At 44.6% G+C, this 19,547-nt stretch carries 12 protein-coding genes; 4 read left to right on the forward strand and 8 right to left on the reverse strand.

All coding sequences use genetic code 11. The features are described 5' to 3' along the window. The first annotated feature begins 206 nt into the window (after positions 1-206). The 3 genes from RB604_RS02700 to RB604_RS02710 all read left to right on the forward strand — a co-directional run bounded on the left by RB604_RS02700 (position 207) and on the right by RB604_RS02710 (position 2,086). On the forward strand, positions 207-791 hold the full coding sequence (locus RB604_RS02700; protein ID WP_195587935.1) for a hypothetical protein: 585 nt from the start codon (positions 207-209) through the stop codon (positions 789-791). A gap of 9 nt (positions 792-800) precedes the next feature. Then, positions 801-1,346: a hypothetical protein gene (locus tag RB604_RS02705; protein WP_007479922.1), complete on the forward strand. Its 546-nt coding sequence runs from the start codon at positions 801-803 to the stop codon at positions 1,344-1,346. A gap of 239 nt (positions 1,347-1,585) precedes the next feature. Further along, positions 1,586-2,086 (forward strand): hypothetical protein, encoded by a 501-nt coding sequence (locus RB604_RS02710; protein WP_122282019.1) that lies wholly within the window; start codon positions 1,586-1,588, stop codon positions 2,084-2,086. Positions 2,087-2,516: 430 nt separating this feature from the next. On the opposite strand, the gene RB604_RS02715 is transcribed toward RB604_RS02710, so the two are convergent. From RB604_RS02715 to RB604_RS02735, 5 genes are read right to left on the reverse strand one after another with little or no spacing between them, the layout of a single operon-like run. Beyond that, positions 2,517-4,796, reverse strand: a complete 2,280-nt coding sequence (locus RB604_RS02715) for a glycoside hydrolase family 3 N-terminal domain-containing protein (RefSeq protein ID WP_021935644.1) — start codon at positions 4,794-4,796, stop codon at positions 2,517-2,519. Between the two features lie 17 nt (positions 4,797-4,813). Then, a complete protein-coding gene (locus RB604_RS02720; protein WP_021935645.1) occupies positions 4,814-6,040 on the reverse strand; it encodes a DUF4998 domain-containing protein in 1,227 nt (408 codons plus the stop codon). Positions 6,041-6,054: 14 nt separating this feature from the next. Beyond that, positions 6,055-7,263: a DUF5000 domain-containing lipoprotein gene (locus RB604_RS02725; RefSeq protein ID WP_055293985.1), complete on the reverse strand. Its 1,209-nt coding sequence runs from the start codon at positions 7,261-7,263 to the stop codon at positions 6,055-6,057. A 30-nt stretch (positions 7,264-7,293) separates the two neighbouring features. Continuing rightward, the gene (locus RB604_RS02730; RefSeq protein WP_007479911.1) at positions 7,294-9,288 is read right to left on the reverse strand and encodes a RagB/SusD family nutrient uptake outer membrane protein; all 1,995 of its coding nucleotides are present in this window, start codon (positions 9,286-9,288) and stop codon (positions 7,294-7,296) included. Next, complete coding sequence (locus tag RB604_RS02735; protein WP_055293725.1) at positions 9,289-12,483, reverse strand: SusC/RagA family TonB-linked outer membrane protein; 3,195 nt, start codon at positions 12,481-12,483, stop codon at positions 9,289-9,291. It lies immediately after the preceding gene. A 260-nt stretch (positions 12,484-12,743) separates the two neighbouring features. On the opposite strand from RB604_RS02735, the gene RB604_RS02740 reads away from it, so the two are divergent. Continuing rightward, positions 12,744-13,634 carry an AraC family transcriptional regulator gene (locus RB604_RS02740; protein WP_055293727.1) on the forward strand — a complete coding sequence of 297 codons (891 nt, stop codon included), beginning with the start codon at positions 12,744-12,746 and terminating at the stop codon, positions 13,632-13,634. A 13-nt stretch (positions 13,635-13,647) separates the two neighbouring features. On the opposite strand, the gene RB604_RS02745 is transcribed toward RB604_RS02740, so the two are convergent. From RB604_RS02745 to RB604_RS02755, 3 genes are all read right to left on the reverse strand, one after another. Next, the gene (locus RB604_RS02745; protein ID WP_055293728.1) at positions 13,648-14,670 is read right to left on the reverse strand and encodes an aldose epimerase family protein; all 1,023 of its coding nucleotides are present in this window, start codon (positions 14,668-14,670) and stop codon (positions 13,648-13,650) included. 65 nt (positions 14,671-14,735) lie between these two features. Beyond that, positions 14,736-18,077 (reverse strand): DUF5107 domain-containing protein, encoded by a 3,342-nt coding sequence (locus RB604_RS02750; RefSeq protein WP_055293730.1) that lies wholly within the window; start codon positions 18,075-18,077, stop codon positions 14,736-14,738. A gap of 13 nt (positions 18,078-18,090) precedes the next feature. Beyond that, positions 18,091-19,485, reverse strand: coding sequence for a sugar porter family MFS transporter (locus RB604_RS02755; protein ID WP_055293732.1), 1,395 nt, complete (start codon positions 19,483-19,485; stop codon positions 18,091-18,093). Positions 19,486-19,547: the final 62 nt, after the last annotated feature.

Here is a 19,547-nt window from a genome sequence, read left to right on the forward strand (position 1 = left end):
ACATTTGTTTCTTGTAGAAAGATATAAGAATTCATTATTCATCAACACAAACCAAAAGAAGCAAATTTCTTATTATATAGAAACCAATAATGTTGTCATAAACTACTATAACGACACCTATTCTTTTTGGATTTATCATTATATTAGTGATAGATTCTTTTTTAGAGACATGTATGATACTTATTGTAAACCAACAAGGAGTCAATATGGACGTTAAAAAAAAGATTTTTTTATTTTTGCTCATTGGAGGTGTAACCGTAATTCAAGCACAAAAAAACGAAAGGTTTACCCCTCCAAATATGACACAAAAAACTCATACATTCGCATTACCTGAATTGCAAATTGACAGTACTTTTATTACTAATTTAAACACTGAGTATACAGCAGAAGGTGGAATAATATCAAGTAGAGGAGAGAGTGCTTTTTCTGGAGAATTTGCAAAAGCCGGACTTCCTATGCCTACGATTATTGAAGCAAACGGAGGAATTCCAGTTGCTTTAATATCTAATTTTGGCGGTGATGGCCTAACAGTACAGACATCTAATGGAACGCACTCAATCATTGTTGGTAGTAAGCATCCTAACGGGCGAGCTGTAACGACCGGACATGAAGTAATTGGGCATGGTCGTTCACTATCACTAGGACGGGGACAAGCGAATCAACACATTGATGCAATTCGGACTGAAAACTTAATTTTACGTGTTATGGGGATTGGCTATATTAATAACGGTAGTAATCATGGACCAAGAGTTATAATTCCGAATCCATCTATTCTACCAGGATTTAGATAAAATTACGATATGAAGTTCCTTTCAAATGTTTTATTGATATATTTAGCAGTTCCAGTCTGGTTGTCTGGGATAGCTAATGCCCAGACTATTAATATTTATGATGAATATAAAGCTGGTAGGAGAATTATTAAAGAAATAATCACCGATAATAATTTGGAAAAAACTTTAACCGGTTACGCTTATGGTGGTTATTTTATCGGTCAGTCTCTTTTTCTCATTATAAAAGAAGGCGATTCCTCTTTTGAAGTATATCAAGGAGAAAAAGACAAAGGAATCCTAAATACCTATAAATTTGATTTGACGGATAAGCGGTTAAGTTCTTTATTTGCATGGACAAAACATGATAAAGTAACATATAATATTCAAACCTCTGAATACTCCGCCATTTATTACTACTTTGCATTATATGATAAGAGTCATAATGAAAAATTAGAGTTTAATATTTCGACAATGACTGCATATAAAAAAGCTCAAAAATCAAGAAAGTTCCGCAAGTTGTTGCCATTTACAAAAGAGCAACAAAAGCTCATTTGGAAATTAACCAGTCACTTCTAAATATTTTAGAAAAGCATACCTTTAGAGTATATGAGGTTATAACAATTAACGGTCAAATATGGATTCTTTTGCCCATCCCACTACCGGAGCAGAAGTTGGAGAATGGGGAGATGTTTCTTTTTCTCGTTCAATAACTAATCATCGTCAAGCAGGCGGATTAAGCAGGCCAGTATTTAATATTTATCTACCTGGCAAGAAATCATATATTAAATATGAACCTAATTCAATAAGGAGTCAATATGGACGTTAAAAAAAAGATTTTGTTATTTTTGCTCATTGGAGGTGTAACCGTAATTCAAGCACAAAAAAACGAAAAGTTTACCCCTCCAAATATGACACAAAAAACTCATACATTCGCATTACCTGAATTGCAAATTGACAGTACTTTTATTACTAATTTAAACACTGTATTATTTTCTCAAAAAGGATGTGGAGTAAAGAAAGATAGTAAGTGGAAAAATTTTTTCATACTTTTTAAGGCAATAGACAGTACGAGTTATTCGATCTGTTTAAGTCTTGAGGATATACCAGCAGAAAAATCTATAGTTTTTTTTAAGTATAATGATTTTTATTACTGGTTACATGGAGAAATACCTCCTAATATTATATCAAAAACTAAAACTAAAAAAAGGTTTTCTTACAAAGAACCTATTCCTGCTTTCTACGATCCCCCTTTTTGGACTTTAATATATCATATCCAAACTGGAAATATTGAGTTCAAAGGTCAGGATTGCCATTAACAATTAGTCTATATGTCAATACGAAACAGAACTCAAAACACTGTATGAGAAGTTCCCCAAAGACGTAGCAAATTTTTCTAAAAGACGCACATCTTTTTCATAAACAGAATCTATTCTGCAAAATAAGCTGCATTCAGTATGTTTTTACCCCTTTCACCCCCTTCACCTTTTTTCTCAATCGGTTTATTCATCGGAGATACAGGGTGAAGGTGCGCTGGGATGCGTTCTTACGAATCCTACAAACGGTCCTTAGCTCCTACGGGCACCGTGTTCGGACAGCTTTTGCACGGTTGCAAAAACCCTTCACCCCGTATCCCCCTTGAACAAGGAGATACAGAGTGAAGGGTGAATGTAGTGAAGGGGGTAAATCCCAAGTGATATTCTGTTATCCGGAACCGGATTTTATCTTTTGAGCAACCTTACCGACCGATTATTTTACCAGAATCGTTTTATTAAAATGAATACGGTCGGAAGAACTTCCTATCTGTATTTCAAACTCACCCGGTTCCACCACAGGTTTCATCCGGACATCGTAAAGGGCCAGTTCGGACATCGGTACTTCCAAAGTCACTTTTTTCTTCTCTCCGGCTTTAATAAATACTTTCTTAAAAGCCTTTAATTGCTTGATAGGAGTAGATACCGAACTGATCTTATCGCGGACATAAAGCTGAACCACCTCTTTTCCATCCCGCTTTCCGGTATTTTCCACCTCTACTGTGGCCACAATCGTACCCTGATCGGAGTAAATGGAGTCATTCAATGTACATCCGGAATAATTGAAGTTCGTATAGCTCAATCCATAACCAAACTCCCAAAGTGCATACGGATGTTCAAAAATATAATGCCCGGCAGGTTCTTCATAGGTGCCCGGACGGTCAAAACGCTGCACACGGTCCGTAGGATAATAATTATAGAAACAAGGCGTGTTACCCGTACTCCTCGGAAACGACACATTCACGCGTCCCGAAGGATTGACATTCCCTACCAGAATATCGGCAAGCGAGCGTCCCTGCTGCTCTCCTGCATACCATTGCACCAGCACTGCATCCGCATTTTCTTTCGCCCAGCTCATTACCAACGGCTTACCGGATATCAAAACGACAATCATCGGTTTGCCCGTGGCCTTAACGGCTTTCAACAGTTCCGATTGGTTTCCGGGAAGCTCCAGAGAAGAAAGGTCGAAGCCTTCACCGGCTGTCGAGTAACGAGGACCACGACCCAGAAACGTACTGCGCGTACCTACCGCCACAATAGCCAGATCACTCTGCTCTACGGCTTTCACAGCCTGCTCTATGTCTTTACTATCCGCCCGATTCCACCAGTTACAGCCATCCGCCTGCAAAATGGTTTTCTTTTTACCCAGTACTTGCTGCAATCCCTGATACAACGTCACCCCCTCTTTGGTATCCGGTGTTGTCCAGGAATAATCACCGAAAACAGTCTGATTGCTATTCGGGCCTACTACGGCAATAGATTTATATTTAGACAAATCGAGCGGAAGGATATTATTCTTATTTTCCAACAGAATAGTGCTTTCGTCGGCTACCTCTTTTGCCAATGCAATGTGTTTGTCCGAGCGAACCACCTTTTTCACCAGTTTCGGGTCACCGTAATAAGGACGGTCGAACAAGCCCAAAGCAAACTTCACGTACAAAACACGACGAACCGCCTTATCGATATAAGCTTCATCGATTTTGCCCTCTTTCACCTGTTGCTCCAACGTTTCATAATCCGAATCCACGTCCAGATCCACACCGGCAATCAACGAAACCTTTGCAGCCTCTTCACGGGTGGGGACGGCATAATGAAAAGTCATCACCCGGTCCACAGACCCCCAGTCGGAATAAACATACCCTTTAAAGCCCAATTCATCACGCAGCACATCCGTCATATAGTAAGGAGAAGCCGACACGGGTATGCCATCATATGCACTGTAACAACTCATGATGCACAACGGATTCGTCTCCTTAATCACACGGGCAAAAGGGTAAAGATAGATACTCCGGAATTCCCGTTCACCGCCACTGACAAAAGCGCAATTCAGACCACCGGCCGGTGTTCCGTGAGCCACGAAATGTTTGGGCGTACAGGTTATCTGATGTTTCTGGTATCCTTTCACAAAGCCAATTCCCATTTCCGAGATAAGGAAAGGATCTTCTCCATAGGTCTCCTCTACTCTTCCCCAACGTAATTCACGGGCAATGTCGAATACCGGTGAAAGTACCTGGTGGATTCCCATTGCCGCAGCCTCCTTACCGGCGGCATCCGTCATACGCTCAATCAGTTCCGGATTGAAAGTACTCCCCTGCGCAATGGAATGTGGGAAAAGAGTCGAATTATTCTGAAGGATTCCTTGAATACCCTCCACGGCTGTCAGGATAGGAATTCCCAGACGGGTCTTGGTAAGCATATACTTTTGCAATTCATTATAGATGCCCGCACACTCTTCGGCAGTCTTTCCCATTTCGTGTGTGCAACCATAGCTCTGCCCTTGAAAGATGGATTCTATCTCATCTATTCTCCCGACAGGCCTATTCTGCAACTGCAATGTTTTTTCATGAAGCGTCATACGCCTCAGCAAATCCTCTACCCGGCTCTCGATAGGCGCCAGAGAGTCTTTATACAAAGGTTTCTCCTCCGTTTCTCCGGCCCAAGCGGTGGCAGTTCCCATACCTAATACGAGGGCGATCAAAAGTTTCCTTGTTTTCATACCTGTATCCTAAAATGTTATTCTACTTCTTTCTCTATCGTGTTTATTTTATGAATCTTGTTCAGAGCAACGGCATTGATACGGATATCCGCGCTCTTTTCTCCCATACTGGCTACCCAACCCAACAAAAGCGTTGTTTCTTCATCCAATGTGAAACTCAAAGTCTTTGTACCGGTAGTACGCCCCCAATTGACAGAAGCCAAAGCGGTAGCCGCTACCTGATCGGTATCCGGAAAAACATCTGCCACCACCACAGCGCCATACGGGTTCAGATTATTCCCCTTAGAGGTATTCACATTAAAGGAGAATTCATAGGTTCCGGCAGGCAAGGTCACCTTTTGCCAGATTTTACCGTTTTCAATGGCACTGTCATAATTGAGAGTAGACATATTGATAAATGTCTTACCGGCAGAAGCCTCATAGAAAGTTCCCGTACGACCGCCGTTTTGAGTAAGCAGATTAGGAGTATATTCCCAATCTTTCAATACACCGCTCTTTTCTGTCCCCTCATCCTGACGCGCAAACGGTTCGGTAGCATTCTTCATCACAGTCCCCGTCAATGTTTCATCCGCCTCCACATTCGCCTCAATGTCAAAGATATCCACAGCAGCCGTATCCGGCAGATAATAAGTTTTCATTCTGAAACCACTCATCGATTTGTACTCCTCTAAAACGGTTTCCTGTTCACTCTGTTCTACCTGAACCATACGTTCCTGCTCATTGACGTCCGTATACCAGATATGGACGTACGGAGAATGGCTATCGGCAGTAGACCAGCTAATCGTGGTAGAGTTGTTCTCACATTTCACAGACGAAATGCCCCGGTTGTACAATGTGCTCTCATAGATCGAGCCGTAAGAAGAACCGATCAGCGATTCCGGTACGGAAGCATGTCCTTCATCATCAAAAGTCTGTACTACAAAGTTATAAATACCCTCTTTCAACGGAATATCATATGTAAACACTTCCGCTCCCTCCTGACGCTGAACGGGCAGGTCGATCACATCCTTTCCCATGTTGTAAGTGATACGCAGCCGGGTAATCTTCGGATCGATCAGAATACCGTAGAACTGTACACGTTCCCTGCCCGAACGCATCTGCATCGCCTCCGGCTTGCCGATATACAGTATTTCCTTTCCATCTGTATACTTCAGATAATCATCCATCTTGGTGCAAGAGGAAAAATTGCCAAGCAACAAAAGCAACACTCCTATTGCCGATATATATTTAACTATCAATTTCATAATTCAAGCATTTATCAATTATTCGTTTCCGATTTATCATTTCCCCAGAAAGTAACTTCCGTAAACGTCATATTCGAGTTACCGGTCCAGTTATCGATACACTTAATGCGGATATAGCGTACACGCGGTGCATCCAACGGGAAATTCGCGTTATCCCCTTCCTTGGCGGCCAGACGGTCGTCTTCGGTCAGTTCGCTTCCCGGCAGGCCGGACGGCTTTTCATTCTCAATATGAAGCAGTTTTGTCCAACTGTCCCAACTTCCGGATTTATCCAATTCCGCACATCCCCAGACTTCATAGATCTTCGGAGAAACGTCATTATAGAAGTGCTTATCGTCTTGCACGAATTTCAAATTGAAACGACTCAACTTGGCCAGCACACCGAGATCGAAAGTGAACCAGGTAGGGCCATCGTGTTCTTCGATACCCGTATGAGCGCCGGTTTGTCCGTCACCATCGGCTGCCGCCCGTCCGTCCCAGATGTATTCCATCTTGCTCTCATAGAAAGTACAGGGGAAATCGCCCGGCAAAATAACTTCTTTAAACTTCTTCTTATCGAGTTCGGCCTCGTATATCGGAGTCAGGTTTTCCTTTTTCACCGGAGATCTGTTTCCCCATTTATCTTCAAAACAGATCTCAAAATCACGGGGAACATCCAGAAAACCACGTACAGAGAAAGTCGCTTTCGCCAATCCTGTATAGAAAGTCTCCGCATTGACCATTTCATTGTCTGCATTCGGAGTAGAGACGTACACTGTGAGGTCGGCTTTCGAAGCATTGTCAAATGAGAAAGTCATTCCGCCGAAGTCCGGTTGTACCTCCAATGTTTCGTAAGCAGCCTGCACCGGAGGCGTATCTGCCGCAACCTGTATATTCACCGGTTCCGAATAATTTTCACTGCGATCCACGGCATATACATCCAACGAATAAGTGTCCGTATCTCCAAAACCCTCTACAAGCAATGTATTGGTGAAGTAGGAAGCCTTGAATTCGTATTTCTTTCCTGCCTTGTTCGTATAACTCGCCGCCACATAAAGCAAGTCCGGATCCGAAGGCAGGGTATAGGTAAGAAGTACCGAACCGGACATCTTTGTATAAGTAACATCACGTACCGGCGCCGGTGCTTCCTTGTCGTTTTCCAAAGGCTTCACAACGTCGTTCTGACAACCGGCAAAGACCGCCAACAGCCCTAAAGCGAGTGCATATATTTTTATTGATTTCATATTTCTTTCTGTTTTTAATCCTAAAACCATTTATTGCCATCCCGGATTCTGCACCAGATTGGGATTGATTACCAACGATTTCTCTTTAATCGGCCAAAAGTAATCGCGCGGTGCCACAAACTGCTGCGTATACATCGTAGTGAGCTGATAATAAGTATCCACTGTTTTGCCACGGGGATTCCATGCCATCAGCGTCTTGTTATATTCTTTATCGGCAATCTTCCAACGACGGACGTCCCAGAAACGCTGCCCTTCAAACATCAGCTCGATGGTGCGTTCACGCTGGATAATTTCCCGTAATCCCAACTGCGTTCTGAACTTATTCGGTTTACGCGAATGCTCTTCCCAAGATTCTTTTACACCCGACAAACCGGCACGCTCTCTGATTTTATCGACATAGCTGATTGCCAAAGTACGGGCCGCTTCCGAATCGGAAGCCTCATTCACAGCCTCTGCATACAGCAAATACAGATCGGCCAAACGAAATTCCGGCCACGGATACTGTTCCGAGTTCCAGCCGCTCTCTGTGTTTACGAAACCCAGATTGACCAGTTTCTTTGCCCAATAACCTGTTTTAGAATATCCGTAAGCTCCTAAGATACCTTGTGCCTGACCGGCACGTCCTTTCAACTGCCAAATATCGGATGAGTTTCCGGAAACACAGTTACTCTGATACCACAAACCACCGTCAAAACCGATATTGGCATAATAACGAGGTTCACGGTCGAAATTGGCAGTCACCGTTTCGTAATCCGGTATCAGATAAAATTCATTCGCCGTGTTACTGGTATTTTTCTTCACTTTCAGACGGTTGGCATATTCCCACTCCTTATCCTCGTCGAGAGGAATACCATTTTTAGTATAATACAATTCCGTAACATACATGGTCGGGTTAATCTTCTCGGAAGCACCGTGCATATTCGACGGATATTTACCGACACGTGACATACAAGACTGCTGCAAGCCGCTTACCGGACGACCGGACAATCCCCAGATCAGTTCATCGTTCCATTTCTCCGTCACGCATTCACGCAAGCTCAACTCCCGTTTCAACCGGTCACTGAACAGCATGTTCGTATGGGTTTCGTGCAATACGATCTCCGGGCTGACACCGCCCTCTCCCTGTTCGCACATCTCGATTGCTTCTTCACAGGCCTCTTGGGCATCGATCCATTTCTGTACGCTGTATTCCTGACTAAACAGATGCTCCCCGTCTTTATTCGTAAAATCGGCATAATCCGGATTTCCATTGAACAACGGGCTGGCTGCCATCACCAGCAACTTAGCTTTCAGCATCAAAGCGGCCGGACGGGTGATACGCCCCAGTTCGGTTGCCTGATCATCTATTTTCACAGGCAAATCTGTTTTTGCTTCATCAAGCAGGTCGGAAATAAAAGCCACCACCTTATCGACCGGGGCACGTTTCAAGCGCACCTCTTCGGGTGTGGAAGAGATAGGCAGATTCTCATTAATAATCACAATCGGACCATACATACGCAACAGCAGATAGTGATAATAAGCCTTCAGGAATTTTACCTCCGCCAGCCATCTCTTCCGCATGGAAGGTGCAAGATCACCTACATAGTTCAGATCGGAAACATAAGTAAGGAAAGTATTGCAATCACGAAGTCCTTCGTACAAGCTGTGGGCTGCCCCATTACCGCCATCCCAATAATTCATATAAGGATCGTTCACATTCTGATATCCCAAACCGATACGCCAGGTTGCATAATCATCCCCACTCTGGATGGGATAAAAAGTAGCCAACTCGTCACCTCCCATCAATCCCACGTTGGCACGCTCGCTATGATACTCAGGGATGTATGAGTAACAGGTAAACAGATACTTCTCGGCTTCATTACGGTTGCTGAAAGAATGTTCGATCGTACCGACATTATCGGGCACGACATCCAGATAGTCACTACATGCACTCAATCCCCACATTCCGCCGGTCAATAACGAGACACATGCCAGATTTCTCAATTTATTTTTAAGATTATATTTCATTGCTTTCGTCTCCTTCATTTAAAAAGTTAATTGAACACCTATATTAATCACCCGTTGAATAGGATATCCCAGGCCATTACCTCCCATTTCGATATCCCACATGCTGAATCCGCTCAAAACAAACAGGTTGTTACCGCTACAATAGATACGGGCCGAATTTATATAAGCCTTTTTCGTCAATGTCTCCGGGAAAGTATATCCCACTTCCAGCGTCTTCATACGCAGGAAAGCACCGTTACGCATAAACCAGGTACTTTTCTGGATATTGTTCTCCATACGGGTCGTACTCAGGCGTGGCCACAAAGCGTAAATGTCCCGGTTGGTCTCTGTCCAATGGTTGTCTGCATAAGCTTTCAGCAAAGGAATATCCTTCCACATATAAGTGTTATCCCAATTGGTATCCTCGTATACGTGCACAAACGGAGAAGTATTCTTTGCATCGATCCAGAAAGAGGAACGGGCAGACCCTTGGAAGAAAGCGGAAACGTCAAAACGGGCGCTACCGAAAGAGAAACCGAAACCGTAGATGATTTCCGGAACGGTAGGAAAACCGATAGGCACTTGGTCCAGTTCGGTAATCTGTCCGTCACCGTTTACATCCCGGTATTTGATATCACCCGCCCCATATTCGCCAAAGGTCTGCTTCGGAGAGTTGGCCACATCGGCATCGTCAATGAACAGACGCTCGGCAATATAACCGAATTCCTGATTTAACGATTGTCCGACGTGAAGTTTGTACTTCTCATTGTATTCCGGTTCTTCATATTTCAGGAATTCGCTATGGGCATAGGTGAAGTTTCCGTGCACCTGCAACCACATGCCATTCCGGTATGCCTTGTTATAATCGAGCGACAAGTCCAAGCCACGCGCTTTCGCTTCACCCACATTGGCACGCACCTTTGCCGAAAGTCCCATTGTAGAAGGTATAGACTCCCTATCCATCAGGATATTAGTACGGTGTTCCGTAAAATAGTCGGCTTGGATATTCAATCCGTCGAACAATGTAAATTCTACGCCATAATTCGATTTGTAGGCTTTCTCCCAAGTGATATCACGGTTATCATAACGCCTCACGGTCACACCGTTCTTTGTATAATTGAAGTCCGTACCGAAATTATAGCTCTTGCCGGCATCGTTTGCATCCACCTCGGAAAGATAGAAGAAACGGTCGTCTTCGTCACCAATCGCATCATTTCCGACCAGACCATAGGTATATTTCAACTTAAACTTGGGAAGAACCTTTTTCAATGGTTTCCAGAACTTCTCGTTCGAAATATCATAACCGACACCGATAGCCGGGAAGAAACCGTAACGTTCCGAACGGTAAAAGCGTTCCGAACCGTTGTACCCGAAGTTAAACTCAGCCATATAGCGATTGTCGAATGCATAAGTAAAACGGCCGGATAAGCCCTGGTTACGGTAAGGCAACGATTTCTGCAAATTGTCTTTCCCCGAATCGTCAGTGATATTGGATACCTTCTTTTCGCGACGTTGATAAACCAGCAAACCGCTTATATCATGATTACCGAAAGAACGGTTGTAAGACATAGCCGCCTCCATATAGACCGTAGACTGTACGTCTGTCCATGAACCGGTAGACTCCAGATATTCCGTCGGGTTGGCATCTTCGTTCAATTGCATGATGGTATACGAGCTATTCTTGTCATAAGATCCTACATTATAGAAATAAGGATTCGATGCACGTCCCACCTCAAAATAGGCATAACGGGAAGTATTGAACAGACCACGAACATTCAATCCTTTCGTGATGAACGACAGGTCCTGTTTCAACTCGAACTGTGCGTCCATCGTCGATTTCGAATAATCTTTATATCCCTTTGTCAACTCGGCATAAGGGTTCGTGTATTCCACACCGTTATTGTACAGTGCATTACCATACAACACGTGCTTGGCAGAAGGCAGGTCGGAAGACGGATAATAAGCCGGAAACAATACCGGATTGGAAACCATGATCTTCTTATACATCGTATCACCGCCATCCAATGGACCGGTGTAATCGTCGAACGTACCGGCCAGACGCACAATAGCCTCAGTCGTCTTTGTCAGATTAATATTTACATTCGACCGTAACTGATAAGTGCTCAAATCGATATTATTCTTATAACCGGCATACTTGTCATTCTTCAGGTTACCATTATCTTTCGAGAAAGTGGCCGCAATATAATAACGGGCTACCTTACCACCACCGCTCACACTCAAATTGGCACGTTGGTTTGCCACAAGCGGATTAGTCATCAACTTACGCCAGTCGTTGGCCGGATACAGATAAGGATTCTTACCCGCAATCGTATTGGCAATCTTCTCGCGCGAATAGACCAACGGAGACAACGGATTACGTGTAACAGCCGCTTCATTGGCCATTTGCATGTAAGTGATCGGGTCTGCCAGCTCTATATTCGACGTATTGGATGAAAATGAATTCTCCACGCGTAAACTGACCTTAGCCGGCCCTTCCTTTCCTTCTTTTGTCTGCACCTGAATAACGCCGTTAGCACCACGTGCACCATACAAAGCGGTTGCGGTCGCATCTTTCAAGATAGAAAAAGCAGCGATATCATCCGGCTGCAAACGAGCCAGTTCGGTAGACGTTGTTTCGATACCGTCGATCAGGATCAACGGGTCTTTTTTATAACCGAAAGTCGTCACACCACGGATAAAGAAATCGGCATTGTCCTGTCCCGGTTCTCCACTACGCTGGTAAGCTATCAAACCGGACATACGCCCGGCCAGTGCGGTAGTCAAGTTACTCGAAGGCACTTTCAGCGCAGCCGGCTTCACCGTCTCGATGGAACTGACCATACTCTCCTTCTTCTGAGTACCGAATGCCACTACCACCACCTCGTCAATGCTGACAGCATCTTCTTTCATCTCCACATCGATACGTTTCTGGTTTCGTACCACAATCTCCTGTGTCTGCATTCCCAAAAAAGAGAATACCAGTGTGGAACCGGCGGGAACATTAGACAAAGTGTACTCACCGTCCATATCGGTAGTGACACCGTTGGTCGTACCCTTCACCACCACGGTAACAGCCGGCAGCGGTTCACCGGTTTCATCCTTAACCACTCCTTTTACAACCCGGTTGTCAAGTACTCCGGCATATCCCGACGCACCACAGGAAAACAACAACAAGGCTAAAATGAACTTAAAAACTTTCCGGAAAGAAAGTTCTTCAAACATGTGTTTTTCCATACATAATTATTTTAAATCTATCACTTTATATTATCATAAAAACATATTAATAAGAATTATATTTATCATATGCAAAGTAAGCTTAAAAAGAAAGGGAAATCAATAGAGAAAAAAATTATGGATATGGAGAATCTTACCCTAAAAAAAGCGATCAAAAACTTATGATAAAACCAATCCGGTTTAGAAATATTTTGGTAACTTTGAATACAGATAACGCGAACTGTTATATTCAGATTTATCAACCCTATACCTGACAAGACATGCCACGAATTAAAAATGGATTCAAAGGAGAGCGTACCATTGTATTACCGGCTTTCCTGATCGAAAAATTAAAACAAGACCCTCTGGGCCAGGAGCTATATATCACTGATATAGGCTATTATCCGCATGCCAATTTTCATTATTGCGAACGTACCGCCGAAGAGGTTAATGAGTTTGTCCTTATCTACTGTGTAGAAGGACAAGGCTGGTTTGAACTGGCCCACCGGCGGAACGAAATCAATTCCAACCAATTCTTTATTCTCCCCAAACACGTGGCACATGCTTATGGCAGTAATACCGCCAATCCCTGGACCATCTACTGGATACACTTCGACGGGAAAAAGGCGGCGTTCTTCAGTAGCGGATTCGACCGTCCATGTAACATTACTCCCGAAGCACACTCCCGGATAAAAGAACGGCTGACGCTCTTTGAGGAGATTTATTCCGCCATCAATTCCGGATACAACAAGAATTATATGTTGTACGCCACCACCAGCCTGTTCCACTTTTTAGGTTCTATGAAATTTATCGGAGAATACCGTGACTGCGGTTCTATGAACTATTCACGAAAAGATGTAGTACAGCTTGCCATTCATTACATGAAAGAGAACCTGAATAAGAAGATTCGTCTGACGGACATTGCCGGTGAAGTAAAATTATCCACTTCTTATTTCTCCAACCTGTTCGAAGAGAAGACCGGATCTTCGCCTTTGCGGTATCTGAACTATCTAAGAATACAGGAAGCATGCCACTATCTGGATTTCACCGATATGAAAATCAGCCAGATCAGTCCGTTGGTGGGTTATGAAGATTCTCTCTACTTTTCCCGGTTATTTACTAAAACGATGGGCATACCTCCCTCGGAATACAAAGCCAAAAAGAAGGGATAAAAAACATCCTGTATCATTCCGAAAAATCCAAGTCAAACCGGTAGACGGTCCGTTGTCTGTATTCGTTTCCGAGTCTTAACAGGCACGAAGGGAAATGAGGATGCGAAGGCGTATCCGGAAAGAACTGCGTCTCCAGGCAGACTGCCGTATCGGGGGATTCATAATAGCCTGCCGTATAGAGTAATACCCCCGGCAGATCCGTCATCACTGTCAGACGGCGCTTGGATACAGGTTCGCAGAGACAAGCCGCCAATACCATATCATGGGAAGGCTGTTCTTTCAGGATATAACAATGATTATATCCCCTATTATCACGCAACTGCTGATTATCCGTATATATATCCTCACCAAGTTGTTTACGGCAAGTGAAATCAAAAGGAGTGCCTGCCACCGGAGTTACCATACCCGTAGGGATAAACCCGGCGTTTGTCTCTACTATCTTTTGGGCAGGAATATACAATGAATGCGAAAGAATCTTCTCCTTTGTTCCGCTTAAATTGAAATAGGCATGATTCGTCATATTCAAATAGGTAGGCTTGTCCGACACTCCGAAATAATCCACCGACAATTCATTGCATTCGCTCCAGCGATACTCCACCGTTACCTCCAAATTACCGGGATATCCTCCATCGCCATCCGGTGAAGCCAACATAAAACAGATGCCGTCAGCCAACTTTTCCCATTTCCACAATCGCTGATGAAAACCGGAATAGCCTCCATGATTTGTATGTCGCCCGTCATTCGTCTCCAACCGATAGGTAAGGCCGTCTATCAGAAACGATGCGTTTGCGATCCGGTTGGCAAAACGACCGACCGTAGCTCCCATATAATAGGTATCGGACAAATACTCCATCGGATTATCATAACCGGTTATCACATCCGTCAGCCGTCCTTCACTATCGGGTACCCCCGCTTCAATCCACCGGGCTCCCCAATTGGTAAATCCTACCCAGGCACCGGAAGCATTGACTACCTTAAAATAAAAAACAGGTTCACCCATTGCCGTATAACCTGCGATTTCGTGTATTACCTTCATTATAAAGTATTGAAAAGAAAAAAGATCCCCATATGCAAACCTATGGAGATCTTCTCATATAAAAATTAAGCGTCACATAAACTGCGGTGAATTTGCGCACCTTGATGATTGATATCCAACTCTATGACTTTATCCAGAAAGCCGGCAGCTTCCGGGATTTCATCCAATCCCAGATAACCCAGTCCCATCACATAATTGCAATGAATGCGGTTCCGCTTGTTCAAGTCGTCTTCCCAAATAGCCAGATCGGGCAATGAAACGGCAAAATAATCGATGCGGCAAGTATCAAACAAGTGCTTTTCTCCATGTTTGATCAGCTTGTTAAAACAACCCCGAGCCCGGTTCTCATCTCCCAATGCACGCCAGGCCAGACCTTGATAAAATATCTTATCCGGCTGCTGATCGTTATAATAGAATGCCTGCTGCGGTTCGGCGGAACCGACAGTCGCTTTCTCGAAGCAAACTTTCGCCTTCTCTTCATCACCCAAACCCCGGTAAGCCTCTCCTTTATAATACCAAATATCATTTTCTTCGGCATTTGCCAGTTTGCCCTCTCCTAAATTGTGGGGATACTGATCCGTCTCTTCCAGCAAAGCTAATGCGTCCGCATAACGCTGTTCACGCAATGCCACCCTGGCAAGCTCCACCCGGCACAACACGTACTGACCGGTAATCTTTCCTTCTCCACCTTCCCACGGATGAAATTTACGACCGGCAATCAATGCTTTCGCCTCATCATAACGTCCCAGTTGATTATAGAGCGTGATGCGTTCGATAGCCAAGTCATCCCGTTCTTCCGTTGTGGACAAATGAGTTTCAAGAAATGCAAGACGCCGTTCATGCGAATACCCCAAACGCTTGTACAATTGATCCAACTCCATCAAGATACGTGAATCGTTCTCATCCAGACGGAATGCCTTTTCCAACGCCTCCAATGCTTTGGCCTTATTATCCTGTTTGTTATAATACGCCAATGACAAGTTACGCCATACGGTAGGGAAATCAGGACAAATAGCGGCCGAGGTCTCCCAACATTCAATGGCACGGTCATACTGCCGGGCAGCATACCAGAAGTTCCCCAAGCTGTAAGCGGCCTTAGCAGCCCGGTCGTTCAATTCCAAGGCATTTTGCAAAATCAAGACCTCTTCTATACGGTTCGGAAAACAATAGGAGTGGTCTTCCTTTTCCGCTTTCCGGTAATAGTCCAGTGCATGCGCTTTCTCTCCCCGGCAGGCATGAAAATACCCGAGGGCATAATAAATCATCGGATACACTTTACGGGTTTCCGAAAGATAGCTTTCCAAAAACAAAATGGCTTCATCATACAGACCCGCACCGCCAAAGTCGAGCGCATATTCAATAAATGTATGTTCCCAACGGCGCATTAATCCAGTCATCTCTGCCAGTAAATTCTGATCCTCCGTCAATAAATAATGCTCGAAACGGCATCCCATATTGAAACGGTCTATTTTCAAAGATTCCCGTATCAGTTCCAATGCTTCTTCTTTCCGGTTTAGTTTACGCAGAATAGAGGCTTTCAACTGGCGGGCCTTATGATTGTGCCAGTTACGGATGAGCGAACGTTCCACCTTATCCAAAGCACTCTCATACTTACCCCTTGCCGTATCTATTTGTGCCAGGGCATAATAAGCGGCATCCTGCCAGGCCGCATTCCAGGCCGATTTGAAAAACGCATCATAAGCTTCGTCCATCTTTCCCTGCATCTTGCAGCTCCAGCCTAAATTATAATAGGGTTCACCGTCATATGGATTGGGATTGCGTTCGGTCAGCGTGTCCACAGCCGTACGGAAATACTTCTCGGCAGCAGTAAACTGCCCTTTACGCATCAGCAACAACCCGATGGCATTATTGCACCGTACATCTCCCGGTTCACGCCGCAAAGCTTCCTGATAATAATCCATCGGATTATAGGTAGCATGGCGATATTGCTCCAAATGAAGCCCGGTCAGGAACAGTTGTTCCATCGAAGCGATCTCCTTCGGATCTTTTGCTGCCTTAGCAGGATCCGGTACCGGTTTTATCTCCGGCTTATCAGCCTGATAAGTCAACATTACCTTGCCCTCGCTATCCCGGACCTCTACCCGGATCTCTTCCTCTTTCAACCCTTCGGCCGGGAAAGTGGCAATGAACGGCTCTACCGGAGAAACCTGAATCGTTTTATCGAACAGCAATGCTCCCCGGATATCTTTCACCAACAGATGCACATCCTTGTTGACACCTGACGTATAAAGAACCAAACGGGCATTGCCGTCTTTCAGTTCTACATTCAACAGGGCATCCTTAGTGGCGTTCTTTACATAACCCACCTCGCTGTAAGGCATGAAATATTGCACCCACGACTTCTCCTCATAAGGTTGCAACCATGAAAAGTCCGGCTGGTTATCCGTATACATTCCTGTCATCAGTTCGATATAAGGTCCGTCCTCATCCGTAAGATTCCGGTCCCAAGCCTTGCCAAAATCCCCGTTTCCCCAAGTCCATTGTTTCTTACCCGGAGAAACATGATGGTCGGCAACATGTAGCAAACCTCCCCGGATATCGTCTTCATAACCACCTACAAAATCATATTTCGATTGGATAGCCATATAAGAAGTGGGAACAGGAATATTTTTATATTTGGAAATATCCACCCCGGCCGAATAGTCTTGTTTATAATACACCCCGGTAGCAATAGGGAAAGAAGATACATCCCGCTTACCATGATCGAACACAGCATTTACATCGGGTGGGAACACCGAATGGTAATGGTCATTCACCACCACGGCCGGATTGGCCCACCACAAGAATGTCTGAGGAAATGCTGTACGATTATAAATCTTCACATTAATTTCAATATAAGCCTTACCCGGATAGAGTGTAAAACCCTGCATCCCTTTGGTACGGAACATGCGCTCCACTTCATTACACCAGATCGTTTTACTGCCGTCGGCATTCTCCTCGATAGAAAAATCGGTAGGCAGAAAAGTAGAGGGGCGGTGATGTTGCGGCCAGTTGAACTCGATTCCTCCTGATATCCACGGACCGGTAAGACCTACCAAAGCAGGTTTCACCACTTGATTATAATATACGAAATGGCGTTGTTTCACCTTATCATAAGCCATGTGTATGCGACCACCCAATTCCGGCAGGATCATGACCTTGATATATTCATTCTCGATAAAGAGAGCATGATATTTCTTTTCCACTTTCGTATCGGAGATCTTTTCCACCACAGGGTAAGGGTAGACAGACCCGCTACTACCTTGATACACTCTCTTTTCCAGGAAAATAGGATTCTTTTCTTCCTTTCCTATTTCATAGGTGGGAAGTAGAATATCCTCTTCCCACGCGCGTACCTCACTGGTATGCACTGTACTCTTAATCAGATATTGAGTTACTTTTTCCATACTATAATAATTGCTATTTTATTAATTCTTTTTCCAATTCTTCCAGACTCTTTCCCTTGGTCTCGGGTAAATAGAGTGCTACAAATATTCCGCCGGTAAGGCAGATGATGCCGTAAAGCCAGAAAGTACCGGCCGCTCCCAACCCGTTATTCAATACCGGGAAAGTATAAGTAAGGATGAAACAGGCAGCCCACAAGGCGAAAGTGCAAACCGACATCGCCACTCCACGAACCCGGTTGGGGAAGATCTCGGAGATAATTACCCACATGGTTGTAGCCAACGTCATGGCATAACATGCAATGGCAGTCACGACAATAATCAGCAACACGACCCCGGTAATGTGAAAATAATAGGCTGCCCCCATAAAGGCATAAATCACAGTCAGCCCGAATGCCCCTATCAAAGTAAGTGCCTTGCGTCCCCAACGATCGACCACGAACATGGCCAGAACCGTAAACACGACATTCGTAATTCCGGTCACAACGATATTCATCAGTACATCCGATACTCCATATCCGGCAGCCATAAATATCTCCTGTGCATAATTGAATATCACATTGATACCGCACCATTGCTGCAAAACGGCCATCACAACACCAATTACCAGCACTTTACGCATGCCGGGACGCAATAATTGCTTAAAGCTACCTTGCCGGTTTTTATCCGAAGACGCCACGGCAATCGCTTCCAATTCCCGACGGGCATAATCAGATCCGCCCATACGGGTAAAGACTTTTAAAGCGGCTTCCCTACGGCCGGAAGAGGCCAGCCAACGAGGACTCTCGGGAAGTATAAAACTAAAAATGAAAAACAAAGCAGCCGGCACAGTCATCGCCCAAAACATCCAGCGCCATCCCATCTGCCCGTTCCACGATTCACGTATCATTTCATACGTAGCTCCTATCTCCACCGGCTCCGCGATCTGCCAGTTCACGATCTGGGAAGCTAAAATACCCAGCACAACCGTCAACTGATTGATAGCGACAAAGCGTCCGCGCAGATGAGCCGGAGCTATCTCCGCAATATACATCGGCGACAGGCTGGAAGCAATACCGATGGCAAACCCGCCGACCAGTCTGAAAACATTGAAAAAAGTAAAGGAATTGGCGGCTCCCGTACCGATAGCGGTACAAATAAAGAGTCCTGCCGCCAATGTAAGAACCGGCTTCCGACCGAAGCGGTCACTCATTTTTCCGGCACTTAACGCACCTATCAGGCAACCTATCAGTGCACTACTCATCGCCCATCCTTGCAGTACGGGATTACCTGCTATCTGAAAGTATTGTTCGTAGAAAGGTTTCGCACCTCCTATCACTACCCAGTCATAGCCAAAAAGAAAACCTCCCATAGCCGATATCAAGGCTATCAGGAACAGATAAAGATTCGATTGTGTTTTCATCAGGGTCATACAAATATTAATCATTCATTTGATGACCGCAAAGTAACCGGGATTTACCCTATAAAGAAATA

This window comes from Bacteroides salyersiae (assembly GCF_031172035.1).
Lineage (GTDB): Bacteria > Bacteroidota > Bacteroidia > Bacteroidales > Bacteroidaceae > Bacteroides > Bacteroides salyersiae.